The sequence below is a fragment of the Candidatus Poriferisocius sp. genome, from assembly GCF_965208475.1.
GTDB lineage: Bacteria > Actinomycetota > Acidimicrobiia > Acidimicrobiales > Bin134 > Poriferisocius.
In genome coordinates, this window is sequence record NZ_OZ242338.1 from 1,814,967 (window position 1) to 1,835,859 (window position 20,893).

The window sequence follows — 20,893 nt, forward strand, 5'->3', positions numbered from 1 at the left end:
CGCGGCAATTTCTGTTCACTCGCGGTCAGAGCGGATTGCGCCAGCGCAGGCCGGGGAAGCGGTAAAAGTCAGAATCGTTAGAATAGAGTGCGGTCTGGTTCTCGATGGCGAGGGACGCGATGTGAGCATCGGCGACGAGGTTGGCACCAAGACTGGCGACCGCCAGCATGTTGCGGAAAATCGCCAGGTGCTGCCCGCCCGGATTCAGAGCTACGACGTTGGGGAAGCGAAACCACTCGGCCATGAGGGCCGCGGCGTGTTCAGACGCAGCCGGGTGATTCAGTACCCGGGGTGGGTAAGCGGACGAAGCCTGTGGCCACAGAACGCTGACAGGTATGGATGCAGTCAGAGATCCCAGAGCCAATCCAACTCCGAGAAAGCAAGTTCCTCACCGAAGCCCTCGATATTGTCGCGGACGTTCAGGATGAGACAGCGCTCGTCACCCCCGTTCTTCGGGCCTCGGAGACCTCGTCCGATCATCTGGAAGTAGAGGTTGGGGCTGTACACCGGCCTGGCCACGATGATGGCCCGAGTCTTTGGGGCGTCGAAGCCCTCGCGGAACACGGCGTAGTTGACAAGCGCCCTTATTTCCCCGCTGCGGAACTCCTCAACCACACGTCGGCGTGTGGCCGGTTCAGTCGTTCCGCTCACTGGCCGAGCAGTGATCCCACTGCGATTGAGCAGAGCGGCCAAGGTCTGCGCGTGCTCCACTGAGGTGGCAAAGATCAATGTCGGCCAGTCGGGCTCGATGTGTTCCTCGTACGCCTCGATGATGTGTCTTGTACGCTCGGTGTTGGCAGCAATTCGATCTTCAACATTCTGAGGCAGCCAGCCCCTCCAAGATCCCCTCTGCTCAGACTCTGGCACGAACTTTCGCATCTCTTCCCAGTCGCTGTCAGTCAGTTCGAATGTCCCGCCTTCGATCAACTCGTGATCGGCGCGAGCCAGCACTCCATCGTCCTGCAACTCTCGGATGACCCCCTGCGGATCATCGCTCCTGAACGCTCCCCTATCTAACCGATTCTCCCCATAACGTCTCGCCAGCCACCTCGTTTCAGCATGGTCGTGACCGCGGTAGGGCGTGGCGGTAAGGCCGAGCAGACAGGGCTCCCTCGCTCCCTGCCGATACGTCAACCCGATCTCTCGTATTACCGAGGTGGATGTCGGCGAGATCGACCGGTGGGCCTCGTCAAAAACCACTAGCTTGAAGTTCTTCAGAAACTCATACTCCTCGCTCCTGTCGGTGAGCCGCGAATGGAGCGTCTGGACTGAGGCGACAACTACATGCAAGTCGCTGGTGGGTAGAGGCGCGGGCTGTCCTCTCCATAGCCTTGAAATTCTCAACTGCTCTGCCTCAATCCCTTCACTTCTCCACACTTCCTCCCATGCCTCCACCGCTTGCTCGCACAGTTCGTCGCGGTCGGCAACCCAAAGAACCCCACTGGGAAAGTCCCCGTCGCGGATGGCCTCGACAACTCCCTGCACCGCAACCCGAGTTTTCCCCGAGCCGGTCGGCATGCTGATCATCCCGCGCCGCTCAGCACTCTCGTTCTGGCCCGAGAGAAGCATCTCTCGCAGATTCGCTGCAACCGTTTTCTGATAGGGGTGCAACTCTGGTAGTGATCGGGGGCCCTCAACCTCCATGAACGGCGGGCGGTGCCTCTTCCGCTCTCCAGCCCACTCGTCAGAGAACCCGAGCGAGCGAACGAACTCCAGTTCGGTTCGCCTCCCAGCCCACTGTCGCGGCGGACCAAGATGACCCAAGCCCGCCCTGAATTGCCTGAGGGCATCGGTGTGGTAAGTCGCGATCGTTGCTTCCGCGATGTCGAGCCCTGTAAGAGGCCCCTGCTCATCCTGCAACACAGCCAACAGCGAGGGCGGGAGACTCGAACGCAGGCGTTCTTCGCCTACGGCCGCAAGAAGACGCTCTGAGTCGGTGACACACTGGCGAACCGCTATGCGCCGAGCTTTGACTTCTGCCGGGGTTCTGCGTTGCAAGATATCTTTGACGTCTGAGTCTGAAAGCCTAAGTTCCAGCGAGTCCGCCACGAGCTTCAACGCCCTGTACTCGTTATCATCAACGCCAATCGCAAGATAGATGTTGGGAGGTTGGAAAATGCACCCCGTTCTCCGGCCAATGACATCGATTCGCTCGCAGGGCACAAGACAACTCACAACCATATCTGGTGAAAGCCAGCCTTCCAGCCCCGGCCATATATCAGTCAGCGGAACAGGCTCCCCCTCGCCGAAGAACTCCGGATCCGGTTCGGGGAGGTCGAAAGCTTCCTTGATCTTGTTAGCATTCGGGTGTCGTAAAAGCGCATGCAGAGCTGCCAGATTCTTCGGTTGATGTCCGAGGGCATCGGCAAGTGGCACTACTCCGTCTTGCGTTTGAACTCGTCCATATTCTCTGAGCAAATTAATCTGGAGCGACTCAAGATTTACTTTCGGATACTTACCCCGAGTCTTATGTCGCATCATCCATGGCTCGTAGCAGGCATCCATGCTTAACAGAGATTCTGTGTAGAATGCTCTACCTAGCTCTGATAGACCAGAGAGAACGTCCAGAGGTCCCACTTTCCCATAACTAACAAACTCCATTAGGTTAGCACGCGGCATGCTTGGCAAGTCATCGCGACTTCGATATTCTTCCCTCTGCGAATCTTGGTACCGCTTAAACGCACCCTCAAGTTTCAGTTCATACGGGTTGGTTGGTTCGTCTACGACTCCAAGCTCTTGGAGCAGCAGGCGATCAGGCTTATGAAAGCCAATGTCAACTGTCACCTCGCTATCGCGACTTCCATCGCCAGGGACAATTTTGCCTGGCATCAAGACTGAGTGGAGATCTTTCCAATTGCCAGCACATGTTCGAACACGCAGTAGCCTCCACCAGTTACGATACTTCTTGACTATTGCGGCCGCTTCACTTGTGTCCAGGGCTCGGGATGTTTTCCAAAACGTCTCGATGAATTCAGGAACATATGGTTGACGCCACCAGGTCGCATCTACCTGCTCCATTGCCTTCTTGAATCGGCTCTCGGGCGATGGCTGTTTCAATCCAAGCTCCTTAAGCACTGCAAGAGCATTTGCATCGTTCACCAAATCAGGATGGACGATAGACATGGACTCACCTGTGCTGACGGCGGAAGATGAATCGTATGGCAGAAAAATCTCGCCTGGATCGGGTGACTGCCAAGCGCCAGCAGTAATCAGCACGATCTTGCCAAGATCTTTGTAGAATCGCTTGTCCTTAGGGATGTGCGAGACAACCTGGAGTGCTGTCTTCGATGCCCGAACCGCGCTTCCATGATCCTCTGAGTCCACGGTTGTCGTGAGGGCTTCCAGCCATTCAGCGAGGCTTGTTCGTGGTGCCTTTTCTAATTCGAGCCGCGAATCCTCGCCCTCGGGATGGAATAGACGATCAATCTTCGCCAACCGTCCGCGAGTGAAAGCACTGTGATGAAGCCAATCCACTGGACGATCTGGGTACGATGCCCAGTGGTCCAGGGCGGCTTGGCTCTTCTTGATATCTCGCGTGAGCACCTGTGGCGGATATCTGAGTTCCTCTCGCCTCTTCAAGTCCCCCTCCTGATCAGGGATAATTTTGCGGTTGTGAAGAATGCTGAATAGAGATTGTCGGAGGCGTTCAGCGTGATCCTCATCGCCCGTCTCTCGCCGACGCGGTAGTGCGTCCAAATGTCGCGAGGGATTGTCTGCACTTGAGAGCTCTGGCAGAGCATCGGCGATCATCGCCGCCGCAGCTTCGATCAGCTCAGTATTGTATGCGCCTGGAAGCAGATGCCATCTGTCTTCATTGGTTTTCCACGGCGCATTTAAGATGCCCGGAACAAGGCATGAGGTGGTGGTGGGAGAGTAAGCCCAGAACTTTCCGGGCTGGTCCAGAGAGTCAATTGGCACGGCCCAAAAGACAGGCACCTCGTCGCGGCCGTCGCCTGGACGACGGTCGCTGCGGGCATTTTCCGTCAGCCGGCGGCTGCACTGGAACAGCTTCCAATGGGTCGTCTCGCCACCACAAGAGAGGAGATGGTCGCTGCCTTCCCCATCCAACTCCACCGTCCGGGCCAATGCCTCTGAACCATCGGTGATCATGAGCCTACCAAAATGCGGTACGAAGAGTATGAACTCGGGGGGAAAGTCGAGCATCTGCTCGCGTAGTTCGTCGTGTGCTCCAGCCTTGAGCGGCAACCGCACGATGTTCGTCGCCCAGGCCATTAGATCGCGCAAGACATCGTCCTGCTCTGAGCACTCAACCGGGTCGACCGGCTCCGGCAGCCGCAGAACCGGACAGAGGCTTGCGCTTGGCACAACTTTTCTGATCCTGTCGTGAGCCCGCTTGCGGTCAAACCAAAACGAACCCGACTGGCTGTAGAACTCAGGCGAGTCGCAAACACCCAGGACAGCCTTGAAGCCGAGGCCGAAGGTGCCGATTTGATCGCTGCCCCGCTTGGTGGACATGTGTGAGAACATCAGCGCCCTCACCCCATCACGGTCGATGGGGTCGCCGTCATCGGCGCAGTAAAGGCAACTCTTGGTTAGCCGCACCTCAATGCGTCCAGGATAAGGAGCTCTAGCCAAGCCACCGGCTCCGTCAGCACCGTCGGTAGGCCACAGCGAATCCGCACTGTTCTGAATCAACTCATAGAGCTGTCGATGTTGGTAGCCGCCCTGTGCTGTGTCCTGCTCCAGTCTGGCGTGCTCCTCAACCAGAGCTTCTTGCTCCCTGTACGAGTTGAGAGTCTTCTCCGACTCCTCGGCTATGTAGCAGCCCAGGGCGTCGTCCGGCCTTCCCCATGGATCCAACAGCACTGGCACCCCTCGCCTTCAATCCCCTGTCACTCTAGAAGGCGGGCTGTTGGCACCGCTTGCCGGGAGGTCAGCCTAGGGAACGCCGCCAGCCGTGGTTTGCTGTACCAAGCAAGCATCGACGGGTGCGCGATTTCGATATTCAGGATTGTGCGGTGAGCTTTGGGGATTGAGGGGGGCTTGGAGATTGCTCTGGACCTAGGGGTTAAATGTGATTTGGATTATGTTTCTAATGTTTAGCTTGTTATCAATGATGTTATATCTAATTTATTGTGTTTACAGATATTCAGATGGTTGTTGTCACTGGGGTCGGTATACTTGTATTTATGAAGTTTGGAGTCCTTGAACAGGGTAAACGTAGCGACAGCCAGTCGTGTGTTCCGGCTTGGCCAGAGGCGGTTGATGTCGCCTGCTTGTCGCTCTCAGAATTGCGGCAACGGTTAGGCCTGATCAAGAGAGCTGAGGCACGCCTGGCCGCAATGAAGGTGGAAACGCTGGCCGCCTACGCTGACCGAGGAGGCGATGGCCTCGCCCGCCGAGTGGCCCTCGAGGAACTACAGGCCTCGAAGCAACAGGCCCGCCGCGAAGTGGAAACCGCCTCGCAGTTCTCCCAAGTTCCCGAGACCCTTGGCGCTCTAGGTTCCGGGGATATTCCTGCCAAGCACGCCGAGCAGATCGCCAAGGCCGCATCCCAGGGGCCGGTTGACGAGACAGTGCTAGTGGATGCAGCCCGGCGCGAAGACTTCGGCACTTTCTCCCGCACATTGCGAGACCATCTGCATGAGATGTCGAACGACGACGGCAAGTCTTTGCTTTCCAAGCAGCGCGAGCGCCGAAAGTTGAGCTTCTTCAAGTCGCCCGACGACGGCATGTTCATCATCAATGGCAGGTTCGACCCGGTGGCGGGGAACCGGATGGAAGCTGCGCTGGCCGACGAAGAACGCCGCCTGCGCAACAACAGCGACGCTGGTGATCAAACGGCTTTCGACCAACGAATGGCCGACGCCCTGGAAAACTTGATCTGCGCCGATCGCGACGACAGCAAGCCGCAGGGCACCACGCTGGTGCTGACCGCAGACTGGGACGCGCTGACCCAGAAAATGCTTGATTGCCGCCTACTTGACGGAACGCCGCTGCCGATGTCGGAGGCCCTGAGGCTGGCCTGCGACGCCGACATTCTCCCTGGAATGTTCGACACCGAGGGCCAACGGCTATGGGTTGGCCGCAAGTACCGGTCGGCCACCGAAGCTCAGCGAACCGCCCTCATCATTCGAGACAAGCACTGCATCGGCTGCGGGCGCACCGCGGCCTGGTGCGAGGTTCACCACATCGTCGAGTGGTCCCGAGGCGGGCCCACCGACATCGACAACCTCGTTCTGGTCTGCACCCCCTGCCACCACAGCATCCACGACGACGGCTGGACGGTACACAAACGACAGAACGGCACCTAACCACCTACGACCGCCACCCGAACCGGAGCACCCCGACCTCGGCCCGGACCACTCTCACCGAGGCGCCTTGAAGCGAGAAACCTCAAAGAACGCTAGCCAACAGAAGAAGCCCGCGGCAGGCGGCAAAAGGCCCGCCAAGAGAGTTCCGGCAGGCGGACACCGCGGCTTTTCCCCGGGACCTGATCCCTTCCCCGACACCGGCACGAACAACTGTCGCCCAACTGAGTCGAGCCCCCTGCTGTTGAAACAACACTGAAATAACACGACTCAATAGCACGACTCTGGCGCTTTTGCCGGGCGCCCAGCCTGGTTGGCGATGCCACCGTCGCGGCGTCGGGTACCTCTCCCAACGATTTCACTGCCATTGCCCTTCAGCCGTTGTCTTTCAGAATGGCAGAGGCGAGCCGGGGCGGGTGCGGAGGTGGGACCAGCCGAGGTTGTCCATGAAGGCCCACGAGCGGCGGTGCAGCGGGGTGGGGCCGTGGGCGGACAGGGCGGCTCGGTGGCGAGGGCAGGGGTAGCCCTTGTTGCTGTCGAAGTTGAAGTCGGGGTAGTCGCCGGCCGCGGCCCGCATGAGGCGGTCGCGGGTTACCTTGGCCAGGATGGAGGCGGCCGCGATGGACAGGCAGGTGACATCGCCCTTCACCAGCGCTCGGGTTTTGCCGTTGCCCACGAAATCCCACCGGCCGTCCACCAGCACCGCGTCGGCATCCAGGCCCAGCCCGTCCAACGCCCGGCCAGCCGCTAGTCGCTGGGCCGCCGACATGCCCAGACCATCGCACTCGTCGTTGCTGGCGTGGCCCGCCGACCAAGCCACGCACCAGTCGGCGATTCGGTCGTAGAGCCCCTCCCGCTCCGCCTCGGTCAACAGCTTGGAGTCTCGGACCCGGTATACCCGCCGATCCCGGGGCAGAACCGCGGCAACCAGAGTGAGGGGACCGGCCCACGCTCCCTTGCCCACTTCGTCCATGCCCACCACCACCTCGCGGCCTTCAGCCCACAGGCGGCGTTCGACAGCCAGGGTGGGGGCAGCGGACTTCAACGCCGCCCTCATCCTCCAACGATAGCTAGTGGTCGGTCTGTGAATTGGCAGGGGCGGCGAGCAGCGCTTCTCCGGAAGCCTGATCGCTCGACCAACTCTTGTCCAGGGCCGATGCCCTCACCGTGACCGCCCCCTGGCCGGGGCGGGGGTCCAACTCCCACAGCAGGGCGGGGCGGGCACCGTGCCAGCGCACCGCATACGACACCGGGCCGAACCGGGTGGGCAGCCCGTAGACCGCCAGGGGGCCTCCCCGCCATGCCGGGCGAAAGCCGGGCGCCAACACCAGATCATCGCCGTGGTCGGCCACCAGCTCTGCCCGCAGCCCCTCGGCAGGGGGTTCAGCCGGGCGCAAGTCGAGGCGGCGCAGATCTCGAGCGGCCCGCTCCTGGCCAGCGGCAACCAGAAGGCGCTCAACCGGCGCCACCGGCACGGCGGCCCCGCTTCGGGCCGCGGTCTCGAGAGCCTCGGCCACCGCCTCGGTGTAGCGGGCCGCGGCCCTTTCGTCTCCGGTCAGGTCATGGTGGACAGTGAAAGCCGCCAGCCGCTCTGCCGGCGCCTCGGTGGTCCACCGGGCGGCGATCTCATCGAGCACCAGTTCGGCGTCGTCGTGGTAGCCGTGGTGGGCGAGGCGCACGGCAAGCTCGCAGAGCTCGGCGATCTCGGCCGTCTCCATGCGCCCAGTGCGGCCCAGCCAGCGGCGCCGATTGCCGTCGATGCGCCGGGCCAGCCCCTCATCGGGAACCTCGAGTCTGGTGCCCCGATCCAAGTGGGCCTGCCAACCACGCCCAACCGCATCGGCGTCGGGCAGATCAGATGGGGGCGGGGGGGCGCCCCGGCCCAGCGAAGCGCTCACCGCCAGCCGGGCGGTGTGGGGCAGCGGCCAGGCCAAGGCGGCGACGTCGCGGCCCTTGCTTTCCGATATCGGCATGCCCGCCCCTGCTCTGGCCTCAGCGCCGAGCACCGCATCCACCGCTTCTCGACCAACTGCGACAGTCGCCGGTGGCCGGTCCCACGCCAGCACCGCCTGCCCGCCGACTGCGACCCCCGCTCGGCCTACCGACAGCATCGCTCCCGGCGCCTCCACCACCAGTGCGACGGCAAACGCAGTGGCGGCATCGTTGCCCACCTCCACCACCGCGACCGCCGGTCCCCCGCCAGCGGCCACCGCCCAAACCCGCTGCACCGCATCGCCATCGGGCACCTTCATGCGGGTCTCCACTACTGCGCCAGCCCCGGCGTCGCTCTGGCGCACGGCCGCCTCCTGCGACGCCTGGTGCCAGCGGTCTGAAGCCCCCACCCACCAGTCCAGCGCCCATTCTCCCGTGCCGGGTCGGATCAACCCGCAGGCATCCACCTCTCCCCAACCGGAAGCCCCCAGAACATCCAGGGGTTTTGCCACCATCAAGCGCTGCTCACCAAGCACTGCTCGTCGACCAGTTCTGCTCATCATCAAGCTCTGCTCATCGAGGAGAGCGTCTGGCGAATTGCCAAACTCGGCGCAGCCGGGATCCCTTGGATTCCGCCTTCTCCGGCCACAACCGGCGAAAACGAGAGGCCCTGGCCGCCTCCGGCTCGGGGCGGCTCTGGCGCCCCATGAGCACCGTGGATGCCTCGGCCGCAGTCCGCCTGCCCCGCACCACCGCATGCACCTCGGCGCTGATGGGCATCTCCACGCCGTGCTCAGCCGCCAGCTCCACCACCACGCCTGAGGCGAACACTCCCTCGGCCACCTGGTCCATCTCGGCTACAACCTCTTTGGCCTTGCGGCCCCGGCCGAGCTGCTCGCCCACATGGCGGTTGCGGCTCTGGGGGCTCATGCACGTGGCCAGCAGGTCGCCCATCCCGGCCAGCCCGGCAAGAGTGTCGGCCCGGCCGCCCATTGCGGTGCCCAGCCGGCCCATCTCCGCCAGACCGCGGGTTATCACGGCCGCTCGGGTGTTGTCACCAGCGCCGAGCCCGTCGACCATTCCCGATGCCAGGGCGATCACGTTCTTGAGAGTGCCGCCCAGCTCGCAGCCGATCACATCGTCGTTGGTGTAAACCCGGAAGAGGTCGGTGGTCAGCACCCTCTGGAGGGCGGTGGCCACCGTGTCGTCGGCCATGGCGATTACCGAAGTAGCTGCGTGCCCGGCCAGGATCTCCTTGGCCAGGTTGGGGCCGGTCAAGATGCCCGCTGGATGGGCTGGGGCCACCTGGTTGATGATCTCGGTCATGCGCAGCCGTGTGCCCATCTCCAACCCCTTGGTGAGGCTCACCACCGGCACCCACGGTGGCAGATGAGGAGCCGCCTTCTCCATCACTGCCCGGAAGGCCGACGACGGGACCCCCATCACCACCACTTCGGCTTCAGCCACCGCCTGCTCCATATTGGTGGTGGCCCGCAGGAGGGGGTGCAGTTCGAATCCGTCCAAATAGCGGGGGTTGGCGTGGTGCTCGTTCACCGCCGCGACCGTCTTGGGGTCGCGGCACCACAGCACGGTGGGCTCGTTGTGCGCGGCCAGATGGGCAACCGTGGTGCCCCACGAACCCCCGCCAATGACCGCAACCCGGCTGGACATAGGCATCGAGCGTAGACGGGCCGGGGGCAAAATGACCGAACGCAGCAGCAGACCGAGCGCAGCAGCAGGGGGCATTCGTTGATGGTCGTAGACTCCCGGGGGTGAGCCCAGAGCCTGCCATCGCCGTGTTGATCCCGGTGAAGGCATTCGCCGAGGCCAAGCTCCGCCTGGCACCCGCACTCGGGACCGCGGAGCGGGCCGCTCTGGCCCGCGATATGGCCACCCACGTGGTTGAGTCGTCCCCACCGCTGCCGGTGGCGGTGGTGTGCGACGACGGACATGTGCGGGACTGGGCGCTCTCCGTCGGCGCCGAGGTGGTGTGGCGCCCCGGTACCGGGCTGAACGGCGCAGTAGCCAGCGGCGTGGAGCATCTGAGGGATGCCGGATACGACCGGGTGATCGTGGCCCACGGCGATCTGCCGCGGGCCGGGCCGCTGGCCCCGCTGGGCGAATGGCCCGGCATCACCCTGGTGCCCGACCGCCACAGCGACGGCACCAACGTCATCGCCCTGCCCAGCGACTGCCCGTTCGGGTTCTCATACGGGCGGGGCTCGTTCGACCGCCATCTCACCGAGGCTCAGCGCCTGAGGTGCAGCCTGCGCATCCTGCGCGACCCCGCTTTGGGGCTCGACATCGATCTGCCCGCCGACCTGGACGAACTGGCAGTGATCTGGCAGTGACGTCGTGAAGTCGAAGAACTCAAGAGTCCCCGAGCGGGCGTTGGCCATCGGTGCCCACCCCGATGACATCGAGCTGAATGCGGGGGCCACGCTGGCCAAGTGGGCCGCCCAGGGCTGCGAAGTGAGCCTGCTGGTGTGCACCGACGGCTCCAAGGGAACCTGGAATCCCGATGCCGATCTGGACGAGCTGGTAGCCGTGCGCCAAGACGAGCAACGCGAGTCGGCCCGGCGCTTGGGTGCTTCCGGCGAATTGGTGTTCTTGGGCTGGATCGACGGGGAGCTGGAATCGGGGCCGGAACCCCGCCGGCAGGTGGCCTCGTGGATCAGGACCCTGCGCCCCGACATGGTGCTGGGCCACGACCCGTGGCGGCGGTGGCGGCTGCACCCCGATCACCGCCACGCCGGCTGGCTGACCGTCGACGGCATCGTGGCCGCCCGCGATCCCCACTTCTTCCCTGAGCTGGGCCTGGCCCCCCACCGTCCCTATGCCCTGCTGCTGTTTGAGGCCGACGAGCCCGACCACGCCGAGGACACCGCGGGTTTCGAGGCGGCCAAGGCAACTGCTCTGGAGTCTTTCACCAGCCAGTACGAGACCACCCTCTCGCTGCCTCCCGAGCCCGACGATGCTGATTTGGCCCGGCTCCACACCTGGGTGGCCGACAAATTGGCCGAATCGGGAGCAGAAGCCGGTCTGGCCTCCGCCGAGCTGTTCAAGCTGATCGACGATCTCTGAGATCTGCTAGAGATGAGACTGGCAAAGGAGTTCTAATGCTGCAAGACCAGAAGATCCTCATCACCGGCATGACCGGCCAGATCGCCTTCCCCATGGCCGCGTATCTGGCCGAGAACAACGAGGTGTGGGGCATTGCCCGATTCAGCGCCGAGGGCAGCCGGGAGATGGTGGAGGCGTCTGGGGTCCACACCGAGGTGGTGGACGTGGCCGACGGGGACTTCTCGATGCTGCCCGGCGACTTCGACTACCTCGTCCACATGGCGGCCTTCCAGGGGCAGGGCCTGGACTACGACTGGGCCATCCGGGTCAATGCCGAGGGCACCGGCCTGCTCATGGCCCACTGCCGCAAGGCCAAGGCCGCGCTCATCGCCTCCACCTGCTCGGTGTACCACCCCCACCCCGACCCATGGCACCCCTACACCGAGACCGACCGCCTCGGCGACTGCAACGCGGTCCACGCCCCCACCTACTCGATGTCGAAGATCGGCGGGGAGGCGGTGGCCCGCACCATGGCCCGCGCCCTCAACCTGCCCACCACCGTCGCCCGCATCAACGCCAGCTACGGGCCCAACGGCGGGTTGCCCGTGTACCACATGGACTGGCTGATGAACGACCTGCCGATCCGGCTGCGGGCCCCGGCGCCGTCGCCCTACTCCCCCATTCACCAAGACGACATGAACGCCCAAGTGGAGCCGCTTCTGGCCGCCGCGTCGGTGCCGGCCACAGTGGTCAACTGGGGCGGCGACGAGCACGTCAAAGCCGAGGACTGGGTGATGCTCCTGGGCGAACTCTCGGACAAGATGCCTGAGGTCGTCTACGACACCTTCCCGGGCTCACAGCCCGGCAGCGGGGCCGACCCGGCCAAGCGCATAACCCTCACCGGGCCGTGCCAAGTGAGCTGGCGTGACGGTTTGGCCGGGGTCTACGACACCCGCTACCCCGGCGGCCAGCCCGCCCCCGGCATCGGCGGGGCCGAGCGCCTCACCGCGGCCTACGGCAACGACTAGTGCACTGTCGCGTAAATAACAGTGATGTGATATGGTGGGGTATGCGTTTGGCTCCGCTTGTTGTCGGTGATGGGGACCGCGAGTTGTTGGAGGCTCGGGTGCGGTCGCGGACGGTCGACGCCCGGGACCGGCAGCGGGCCCGGCTGGTGCTGATGGCCGCCGCCGGCGAGTCGAACCGGGCGGTCGGGAGGGCGGTGGGCATGCACCACAACCAGGTGGGGGTGTGGCGGCGGCGCTACGAGGCCGGCGGGATCGCGGGCCTAGACGACCGGCCGCGGCCGGGGAGGCCGCCGGTGTACGGCCACGACGACGTTTTGGAGATGGTGCGCCTGGTCACCACCGAGGCGCCCGAGGGGGCGTCGCGCTGGACCTGCGGGGCGGTGGCTGGGGCCATGGCCGAAAGCGGCGTGGACGTCTCGGCGTCGCAGGTGTGGCGGATCTTCGACGGGCTGGACCTCAAGCCGTGGCAGACCCGGTCGTGGATGACCAGCTGCGACCCCCGGTTCTGGGAGAAGGCGTCCGACGTGTGCGGCCTGTACCTGGACCCGCCCGCCAACGCGGTGGTCTGGTCGGTCGACGAGAAGTCGGGGATGCAGGCCAAATCGAGGGTGAACCCGACCCGCCGGGCCCGCCCCGGGACCCCCAACCTCCAAGAGTTCGAGTACCGCCGCCACGGTACAGCGGTGCTGTTCGCCGGGCTGAACGTGCACAACGGAGAGGTCGCCGGCTGGGTCGCCGACTCCACCCGCTCGACCAACTTCGTCGAGTTCCTGTCCGACCTCGCGGAGCTCACCCCCGCCGGCCTCGAGCTGCACTGCGTGGCCGACAACCTCGCCACCCACTCGACCAAAGCAGTCGAGGAGTTCTTGGACGAACACCCCCACGTGTTCCTGCACAACACCCCCACCCACGCATCGTGGCTCAACCAGATCGAGCTGTTCTTCTCGATCCTGCAACGCCGCCTGCTGCGCTACGGCGAGTTCGACTCCGTAGACGACCTCGCCCACCAAGTCACCGCCTTCATCGAGAACCACAACCGCACCGCCGCCCCATTCCGATGGACCCACGACGGACGACCACTACAAGCCGCGTAAATCACAATGACTTACGCGCGGTACCACTAGTGAGCACCCCCGCATGGGAGTCCGACCCGACGACTCGCCATGAGTACCGCTGGTGGGATGGCGAGAGGTGGACCGATTACGTGGCTGACGACGGGGTCCAATCCCTCGATCCCCTGACCGGCGCGGAAAGGCTCGGGCCCCCGAAGGACCGACCCGCTCCAACTTCCCGCGAACACGCAGAGGCAGCCGATCAGTCCATGTCTGCCTTTGGCCAGCCGATGCAATTGGCGTCCCGAGCCGCCCGATTCGGCGCCCGATTCATCGACTTTGTCGTCCTTTTCGCATTCATGTTTTGCGTGCTGAGCGTCCTCCACTTTACCGACGTCAAACCCATCCCGATTGAGGATTCGATCGACCTTGATGCCTATGAGGCCTACTACGAGAGCCTCGGCGCGGTGATCTGGTTCCTCTTCGCGGCAGCCGCAATCTACGAAATCGCCCTGACTGCGACGAGGGGCCAGACCCTTGGAAAAATGGCTACCAGGATTATGGTGGTTCGGGCCGACGATCTCTTTCAGGCCGAGCTAGGCCGACCCCCCAGTTGGGGACGATCACTTCTCCGATGGGGCCTGCCCAGCATTGTGGGATTTGTACCTTTCATTGGATGGCCGCTCGCTCTGGTTTGCTATCTCTCTCTGACGTGGGACCGAGAGCGCCAGGGATGGCACGACAAAGTGGCAAACACATTCGTTTTGGCCAAGCCGTGAGATCCGTCAGCCGTCTGTAGCTGCTCAACCCAAGCGGCCTGCCAGCAAGCGGGCCAGCTCTAGCGGCTGGTCGCCCTGGATGCTGTGGCCGGCGTCGGCCACTACCAGCACCTCAGCGTCGGGCTGGCGGCGCAAGAGTTCTTCCACGTCCTCATCGCCCACCACACCTGAATCGGCACCCCGGTACAGCGCAACTGGGCACACCAGCGCGTCCACCGCGGTCCACAGATCGGAGAACTCAGGGCTTCCACCTCCCGGCTTGGCCGGGTCGGTGAGCTTCCAGTCCCGCACCGGGTCCCATCGCCAGGTCCAGCTTCCGTCGTCCTGTTCGAAGGCGTTGTGGATGATCCCCCGCCGCAGCGACGACTCGCTGCGGGTGGGGTTGAACTCCATGGTGCGGCCCAAAATGTCGTCAAAACTCTCGAAGGTCTGAGGACCGGAGATGAACTCCACGATGGGCTCGGCTTTGGCATGGTCGGTGCCAGGAGTCACGTCCACCACCCCTAGGAACGGCACCAGCTCCGGGTAGCGGGCCCCCAGGCAGATAGCAGTCAGCCCGCCCAGCGACATGCCCACCACCAACTCGGCCTGCGGGGCCAGCTCCCGGATGGCCACCGCCACGTCGTCGGCCATAGACGGTGGCCAGTAGTCGTGCTCGGGGCGCCAGTCGGAGTGCCCATGGCCAGGCAAATCTATGGATACCGCGGGCTCCCCCAGGGCCAGCACAACCGTGTCCCAGGTGTGGGCGTTCTGGGCTCCCCCGTGGAGGAATACCACCCGGGCCGGATCGTCTCCCCACACAATGGCGCTCAACCCGAGCCCACTGGGCAACTCCACTCGGCGGCGCTCCACCGGCGGCGCCCCAATCCAGTCCAGCCCCACCTCAGCGGCGTTATCGCCCAGCATGGAGAACTCGTCATAGCCCGTCATCGACATCACTTTGTTTGAATTCGCCGTAGACCGCCAATCGGCCTCAAGGTCTAGTATCGCGATCAAATGACCGACGACTCAACCCTCGATACGGTTGATGGCCAGGCGCGATACGCAAGCGAACCATTGCCGCTGGCCCGTCGCAGCCACCGTTTGGCAGCTCGAGTCATTGACGGGTTCATTATTGGCATCCCTGTGACCCTGATCGAGCGCTCCAACTGGGGATCACTCGCCGCCGCCGACGCCCCAATCGTTGACATCGTTTTGTTCACGCTTACCCTCTTGGCAATCGGGATGATCTACGAGGTTGCGTTGGTTGCCGTGAAGGGTCAAACCCTCGGCAAGATGCTCATGGGCATAACCGTCTTACGAGCCGACAACGGCATTCTTCCGGGATGGAGAAGATCGTTCAAACGATGTGCCCTTCCCTACCTTCTCCTTCTCATCCTGTTCTTAGGATTCCTCTGCTACCTCTCCCCGCTATGGGGCCGCAATCGCCAAGGCTGGCATGACAGGTTTGCAGGTACCTACGTGTTGACGACGGGATCTGCACCTCCGTACACCTCGACTAGGAGCACTCCGGCACAAGGCTCCCGCTAGCCTGAGTTCGCTATGGCAGTTTCGTCCTGGGAACCCGACCCAACCGGTCGCCACCAATATCGCTGGTGGGACGGCGAGCGATGGACCGACCAAGTGGCCGATGACGGCGTCCAGTCGGTTGATCCGATCAGCATCACCGAGGCGGGCCTTCCCCGCGACACGCCTCCTTTGCCGCCCCCGCCTCCGGGCTCAGCCCGGGGGCATCGATGCCGGACTCTGAATCAATGCCCCCGACCCATTCTCGATGCTCTCATTGAGAAGGCGGCGCTTTGGCGCCTTTCTTCTTGAGTTTCCGCTGACAGTCGTCACCCTGGGCATCGGCTACGTGATCTGGGCGCTCTGATTAGTTTTGCTCTCGACTTCTTCGTCTCCGGCTTGAGCCTTGCTTGGATTATGATAAACGGAATCGTCTTGGTTTCCAACAGTCGGAGACAGGCCCTGTGGAACATGATGGTGGATACAGTTGTGGTTCACGACCCCAACGATCTCTACAAGCGCCGCCGCAAGTAGCAGACTGCGACAGTCGATTAGTTGGACTATTGCCCGTCCCTATCTGAGCTGTGACCACCCCGGCCTGGCAACCTGATCCCGCTGGTCGCCATCAGTACCGCTGGTGGGACGGCGAACGATGGACGCACCATGTCGCCGACGACGGCGTGGCAACCAGCGACCCGGTCACCGGCCTCGACACCCTGCCCACCCTTTCAGACACAGAGACCACTGAAGCCGGACAATTTCATTTCGGCGGCCGGATGGCCGAGTTCGGCGACGGCCGCAGTGTGACGCTGGCCAGACCAGGCGCCCGGCTCGGGGCCAGGATTATCGACTCCTTTCTCGTTTCCACTCCATTTCTTGCCCCGGCGTTTTTTACCGAGGAGGAAGATTTCGGTTGGCGAGACCTCGGGGGCATCTTCGTGTCTCCGCCACCCATCGAAGAGTGGATCGCCTTCGGGGTTACCCTGTTCATCGCCATTGTGTATGAAGTCGCGTTCACCGCGACGAAGGGCCAGACCCTGGGCAAGATGGCCGCGGGGATCAAGATGGTGAGCGTCAAGGACGGCAGCATCCCCACTGTCGGAATGGCGCTGCGCCGCTGGTTTGTCCCCAGCCTGTTGGGGTTCGTCCCGTTCGCCGGGTGGCTCTTGAGCATTCTCTGCTATCTCGCATTGACTTGGCACCGCGATCGTCGGGGATGGCACGACCTGGCCGCGGGCACCATGGTCGTAAAGGTAAACCGTGCTGCCTCTCCCAAAGCAGAATGGGCTCGCTTAACATCTGGCCAAACAGTGCTGCTGGCCACTCCCGGTGCCCGCCTCGGTGCCCGGCTCATCGACTTGTCGTTCATGATGGTGTTCTGGATTGCCCTTACCCTGGTTGTCCCCATTTCCTTCGCTTTCGAAGCCTTGTACTTCTGGGGAAGCGAATCTTGGCCTGGGACATCAATCTATTGGCTCTTAATTGCACCCGTGTTCCTTGTTGGCTTGCTCTACGAGGTCACGATGATCTCGGCTGGTGGTCGAACCCTGGGGAAGATAGCCACTGGAATCCATGTCATCCGCAAAGACAACGGAGACAGACCAGGACCTATCCGATCGATCCGGCGGTGGGCCATACCCGGACTGTTGTTGCTGATCCCATTCGTCGGGTTGCTGGCGACGCTGTTTTGCAGTCTCTCGCTCACCTGGGGCAAAGAGCTAGGGGTTGGCACGACATGGTCGGCGACACTCTCGTGGTGGTGAGGCAACCCAGGTAGCCAACCCAGGATTTGGCGAGTGCTCTCAAACCTTCCCCCGCTAGTCTGATTGCGCTATGACAGTTTCGTCCTGGGAGCCCGACCCCACCGGCCGTCACCAATACCGCTGGTGGGACGGCGAGCAATGGACAGACCAAGTGGCCGACGACGGCATCCAGACCGTTGACCCCGTCAGTACCGCCGAAGCTGGGCTCCCCCTAGAGGCGCCCCCACCCCCACCCCCACCACCGACGGCACCCGGCCTGCATCCTGAAGACTCTGATAGCGGCCCAAGCACCGAGCACCCTGACCTGTCGCCAATGTTGGCCTCCCGGGGTAGGCGTGTCGGGGCCCTATTCCTTGAACTCCTGCTGGCCATCGTCACCCTTTTGATCGGCTGGCTGATCTGGTCGCTGATCGTCTACTCCCGAGGCCAGTCGCCAGCCAAGCAAGTTCTGAAGATGAGGGTGATCCGGCTTCAAGACCATCAGGCTGCCGGTTGGGGATGTATGGCCTTGCGCGACCTGGTGTTGAAGGCTGTGGCCATCTTCTTCTTTGCCTCCATCTTCCTCTTGGGCATCATCTGGTTAATCGTCAATGGCATTGTGTTGCTGAACAACGATCTAAATCAGACGGTGTGGGACAAGATGCTCAAGACCGCCGTCGTCCACGACCCACATGATCGGTTCAAGCCCATCCGCCAGCCACCATATCCGTCGGACAGCTAGTCCCTTTTGCCGGCCGCTTGGGGTGAGCACTAGGAACTGGAGATCACATCCTTCAGGGGTTCCACGAGCTCGCCGTGTAGATCGAGCTGGTCGCGGATGTAGGTCGGAGACAGGCCGACCACGTGGATGCGGATATTGATGGTGTCGGTTCCGGTGGCGGTCATCTCGGCATGCAGTTGTTCGGCGGCCTCGGCGCCGTCGGCGGCCAGCACGGTGTTGGCTCCTTGGTCCCAGCGGGCCATCGTCCCCTGGGCGGCGTAGCTCCGGTAGATGTCGAGTTGGTTGTCGACAGCCTCACCGGGTGGGCCGCCGATCCAGACTCGGCGGATCAGGATTTTGGGTCCCGTGCCGCCAGCCTCGTCGAAGGCGTCTGACAGCCGCCGTACGTGGTCGACGGCTTGAAGGCTGTCGTAGAGGATGCCCAGCCCCAAACCGGCCGCTCGACGGACGGCGGCCAACGACTGGGCGGCGGCCACCATCGGCACCGGGTGGTCGGCGCACGCCGCGATGGCCCGGTCGTCGGCCAGCGAGCCGTCGGCCTCGCCCCGCAGCGCGGCCACCACCCTGGGGAGAGCCTCCTTGAACCGGGGGCCGATCTCGTCGAACGGGACCTCGGCCAGTTCGAAGTCCACCGGCAGAGCCCCCGACGCGAACCCTGCTCCCACCCGGTCGGGAAAGGCGGCGGCCAGCCAGGCCACCTCTTCTGCGACCAGGGCATAGGGCTTCATCGGCAAAAGCAGCGGGCAGGGCGCGGCCCACCCCGATGGCATGGCAGCCAGCAGATATCCGGCCATCTGCTGGGGGTTGGGGAAATACCCTGGAAAGCCGGCGTGGTGCTCCGACACCATGACCCCGTCATAGCCCACCCCTACTGCCAGTATGGCCAGCTTGCGCAGCTCGTCGAGCTGCTCGGCGGCCGGGCCGTCGTGGGGGTACAGCCGCAGCGATACCGAGCCGTTGGCCAGCGGCGGTGCGGAGCTCTCGGCCACAGGTCTAGCGCCGGATGAATGCGTCGGCGAAGCGGCCTAGGGCGTCGCGTTTGGCCTCGATGGAGGCGTGAGAAGGGTCACCGGGGTACCAGGGCATGGCGATGGTGGAGGTGACCCCGTGCTCGTTCATCTTGTCGTGCAAACGGGGGGAGGGCTCGGCGTTGGGGATCACCATGGTCTCGAACGGGCCGTCTTCTTTGTCGGCCTCATTACGCAGCTCACCGAGGCGGTCGAGCAGTTGGTGGATCTCGGACAGGTCATAGTTCATGCCCAGCCAGCCGTCGTTGCGGACCGCCCGGGCCAATGCGGCCTCCGACTTGCCCCCCACCCAGATCGAGACCGGCGCCTCGGGCTGGGGATACACCCCGGTGGAGCCGAAGTCGAAGAACTCGCCGTGGAACTCGGCGGTGCCGTCTCGCCAGAAGCGGCGGCAGATCTCGATCATCTCGTCAGTGCGCCGCCCCCTGGTGCGGGGGTCGGCGCCCATCAGCTCGATCTCCTCCCGCAGCCAGCCCACACCCACGCCGAGGCGGAACCGGTCGTTGGAAAGCAACGACAAAGTGGCCACCTGGCTGGCCACCGAGAACGGGTCGCGCATGGGCAGGATGTACACATAGGTGAGTACCTCCAGCGCTGTGGTGGCGCTCAGCATGGCCGACGCGGTGATTAGCGGGTCGGGGAACGGCGAGGTGTGGCTGAAGGGGTTCTCCCCCGACGGGTGGACCGAGGCGAACCCTTCGGGCACTGCCACATGGTCGGCTAGGGCCACCCCGGTGAATCCTTCGGCCTCGGCGGCCCGGGCGATGTCCACCAGTTGGTCGGTTTCCTCGAACATCACCGCGGCGTAGTACTTCACAGGTCCTGTCCTCTTGTCGTGCAATCGGTCATGCCTTGGCCGATCAGGATTCCGGCAGGGCGCCCAGCATCACGTCGGGGCCCAGCGCTGGAGCGATGAACGGCGAGAAGTCCGGCCCCCGCCGCAGACTGTGTCCGCCGTCGACATTGATGCACTGCCCGGTGATCCACCGCGACTCGGGGCCGATCAGGAAGCGGGCCAGATGTCCCACATCCTCGGGCAGGCCCACGTCGGCCATGGGGGTGTTGACGATGTAGCTCTCGTACACGTCGCCATCTCGGGGGATGCCCTCCATGATCTCGGTGGCGATGAACCCGGGGCGGATGGCGTTGAACCGGATGTTGGCCGCACCGTACTCATCGGCCGCGTTGCGCATCATGGCCTCGATGCCCGCCTTGCCAGGGGTGTAGGCCCCGAAGTACGGGTGGGTGATCTGACCGGCGATGGATGACATCCCCACGAACGAACCGCCCCCGGCGGCCCGCATCAATGGCACCGAGTGCTTGATGGAGAGCATGGTGCCCAACACGTTTAGATGCAGCACCCGGAGGAACTCGTCGGTGTCCTGCACGTGGTAGGGGCCCATGCCCCCGCCCCCGCCGGCGTTGGCCACCACACCGTTCAGCGTCCCGGTGGGCTCGGCTGCGGCGGCGACAGCGGCGGCCACCGAGGCCTCGTCGGTCACGTCGGCCACCACATAGGCCACGCTGCCTCCGTTGGCGGCTGCCTTCTCCAAGCGCTCGGCCGAATCGGCCAACTTCGCTTCGGTACGCCCGCAAATGGTCACCGCGGCGCCGTCGGCGGCCAGCGCCGCCGCGCAGGCATGGCCGATGCCGGTTCCGCCACCGGTCACCAGCACTCCGTATCCCATCACGCCATCTGCCATGATTGCTCCCTGATGAATCGCACAAGGCTGTTTGTCTTGTGCGGTT

19 protein-coding genes are annotated in these 20,893 nt (G+C 63.7%); 10 read left to right on the top strand and 9 right to left on the bottom strand.

The genetic code is table 11. The features are described from left to right. Positions 1 to 25: 25 nt before the first annotated feature. Positions 26 to 244: a hypothetical protein gene (locus ACOGXA_RS08515; protein WP_419926830.1), complete on the bottom strand. Its 219-nt coding sequence runs from the start codon at positions 242 to 244 to the stop codon at positions 26 to 28. Positions 245 to 345: 101 nt separating this feature from the next. Then, entirely contained in the window at positions 346 to 4,827 is a 4,482-nt protein-coding gene (locus ACOGXA_RS08520; RefSeq protein ID WP_419926831.1) for a DEAD/DEAH box helicase, read from the bottom strand. Between the two features lie 323 nt (positions 4,828 to 5,150). Here ACOGXA_RS08520 and ACOGXA_RS08525 point away from each other — a divergent pair, with 323 nt between their 5' ends. Next, positions 5,151 to 6,275, top strand: coding sequence for a DUF222 domain-containing protein (locus ACOGXA_RS08525; protein ID WP_419926832.1), 1,125 nt, complete (start codon positions 5,151 to 5,153; stop codon positions 6,273 to 6,275). Between the two features lie 385 nt (positions 6,276 to 6,660). On the opposite strand, the gene ACOGXA_RS08530 is transcribed toward ACOGXA_RS08525, so the two are convergent. The 3 genes from ACOGXA_RS08530 to ACOGXA_RS08540 are packed head-to-tail and all read right to left on the bottom strand — an operon-like array spanning position 6,661 to position 9,875. Next, positions 6,661 to 7,329, bottom strand: a complete 669-nt coding sequence (locus tag ACOGXA_RS08530; protein ID WP_419926833.1) for a ribonuclease HII — start codon at positions 7,327 to 7,329, stop codon at positions 6,661 to 6,663. A gap of 13 nt (positions 7,330 to 7,342) precedes the next feature. Further along, a complete protein-coding gene (locus ACOGXA_RS08535) occupies positions 7,343 to 8,719 on the bottom strand; it encodes a hypothetical protein (protein ID WP_419926834.1) in 1,377 nt (458 codons plus the stop codon). A 58-nt stretch (positions 8,720 to 8,777) separates the two neighbouring features. Next, a complete protein-coding gene (locus tag ACOGXA_RS08540) occupies positions 8,778 to 9,875 on the bottom strand; it encodes an NAD(P)H-dependent glycerol-3-phosphate dehydrogenase (protein ID WP_419926835.1) in 1,098 nt (365 codons plus the stop codon). Between the two features lie 101 nt (positions 9,876 to 9,976). On the opposite strand from ACOGXA_RS08540, the gene cofC reads away from it, so the two are divergent. The 5 genes from cofC to ACOGXA_RS08565 are packed head-to-tail and all read left to right on the top strand — an operon-like array spanning position 9,977 to position 14,126. Next, complete coding sequence (cofC, locus tag ACOGXA_RS08545) at positions 9,977 to 10,555, top strand: 2-phospho-L-lactate guanylyltransferase (RefSeq protein WP_419926836.1); 579 nt, start codon at positions 9,977 to 9,979, stop codon at positions 10,553 to 10,555. Positions 10,556 to 10,559: 4 nt separating this feature from the next. Beyond that, positions 10,560 to 11,288, top strand: a complete 729-nt coding sequence (locus tag ACOGXA_RS08550) for a PIG-L deacetylase family protein (RefSeq protein WP_419926837.1) — start codon at positions 10,560 to 10,562, stop codon at positions 11,286 to 11,288. Between the two features lie 35 nt (positions 11,289 to 11,323). After that, a complete protein-coding gene (locus ACOGXA_RS08555) occupies positions 11,324 to 12,295 on the top strand; it encodes an NAD-dependent epimerase/dehydratase family protein (protein ID WP_419926838.1) in 972 nt (323 codons plus the stop codon). A 47-nt stretch (positions 12,296 to 12,342) separates the two neighbouring features. Beyond that, positions 12,343 to 13,389 carry an IS630 family transposase gene (locus ACOGXA_RS08560; RefSeq protein ID WP_419926839.1) on the top strand — a complete coding sequence of 349 codons (1,047 nt, stop codon included), beginning with the start codon at positions 12,343 to 12,345 and terminating at the stop codon, positions 13,387 to 13,389. A gap of 29 nt (positions 13,390 to 13,418) precedes the next feature. Continuing rightward, positions 13,419 to 14,126, top strand: coding sequence for an RDD family protein (locus ACOGXA_RS08565; protein ID WP_419926840.1), 708 nt, complete (start codon positions 13,419 to 13,421; stop codon positions 14,124 to 14,126). Between the two features lie 24 nt (positions 14,127 to 14,150). Here ACOGXA_RS08565 and ACOGXA_RS08570 read toward each other — a convergent pair whose 3' ends face one another. Continuing rightward, positions 14,151 to 15,056: an alpha/beta fold hydrolase gene (locus tag ACOGXA_RS08570; protein ID WP_419926841.1), complete on the bottom strand. Its 906-nt coding sequence runs from the start codon at positions 15,054 to 15,056 to the stop codon at positions 14,151 to 14,153. Positions 15,057 to 15,122: 66 nt separating this feature from the next. Here ACOGXA_RS08570 and ACOGXA_RS08575 point away from each other — a divergent pair, with 66 nt between their 5' ends. The 4 genes from ACOGXA_RS08575 to ACOGXA_RS08590 all read left to right on the top strand — a co-directional run bounded on the left by ACOGXA_RS08575 (position 15,123) and on the right by ACOGXA_RS08590 (position 18,116). After that, positions 15,123 to 15,656 carry an RDD family protein gene (locus ACOGXA_RS08575; protein ID WP_419926842.1) on the top strand — a complete coding sequence of 178 codons (534 nt, stop codon included), beginning with the start codon at positions 15,123 to 15,125 and terminating at the stop codon, positions 15,654 to 15,656. 12 nt (positions 15,657 to 15,668) lie between these two features. Continuing rightward, complete coding sequence (locus ACOGXA_RS08580) at positions 15,669 to 15,944, top strand: DUF2510 domain-containing protein (protein ID WP_419926843.1); 276 nt, start codon at positions 15,669 to 15,671, stop codon at positions 15,942 to 15,944. A gap of 272 nt (positions 15,945 to 16,216) precedes the next feature. Next, a complete protein-coding gene (locus tag ACOGXA_RS08585; protein WP_419926844.1) occupies positions 16,217 to 17,395 on the top strand; it encodes an RDD family protein in 1,179 nt (392 codons plus the stop codon). Positions 17,396 to 17,465: 70 nt separating this feature from the next. Beyond that, positions 17,466 to 18,116 carry an RDD family protein gene (locus ACOGXA_RS08590; protein ID WP_419926845.1) on the top strand — a complete coding sequence of 217 codons (651 nt, stop codon included), beginning with the start codon at positions 17,466 to 17,468 and terminating at the stop codon, positions 18,114 to 18,116. Between the two features lie 29 nt (positions 18,117 to 18,145). On the opposite strand, the gene ACOGXA_RS08595 is transcribed toward ACOGXA_RS08590, so the two are convergent. The 3 genes from ACOGXA_RS08595 to ACOGXA_RS08605 are packed head-to-tail and all read right to left on the bottom strand — an operon-like array spanning position 18,146 to position 20,847. Further along, positions 18,146 to 19,105, bottom strand: a complete 960-nt coding sequence (locus ACOGXA_RS08595; protein WP_419926846.1) for an LLM class flavin-dependent oxidoreductase — start codon at positions 19,103 to 19,105, stop codon at positions 18,146 to 18,148. Between the two features lie 4 nt (positions 19,106 to 19,109). Next, on the bottom strand, positions 19,110 to 19,961 hold the full coding sequence (locus ACOGXA_RS08600; RefSeq protein ID WP_419926847.1) for a TIGR03619 family F420-dependent LLM class oxidoreductase: 852 nt from the start codon (positions 19,959 to 19,961) through the stop codon (positions 19,110 to 19,112). Positions 19,962 to 20,004: 43 nt separating this feature from the next. Then, on the bottom strand, positions 20,005 to 20,847 hold the full coding sequence (locus ACOGXA_RS08605; protein ID WP_419926848.1) for an SDR family oxidoreductase: 843 nt from the start codon (positions 20,845 to 20,847) through the stop codon (positions 20,005 to 20,007). Positions 20,848 to 20,893: the final 46 nt, after the last annotated feature.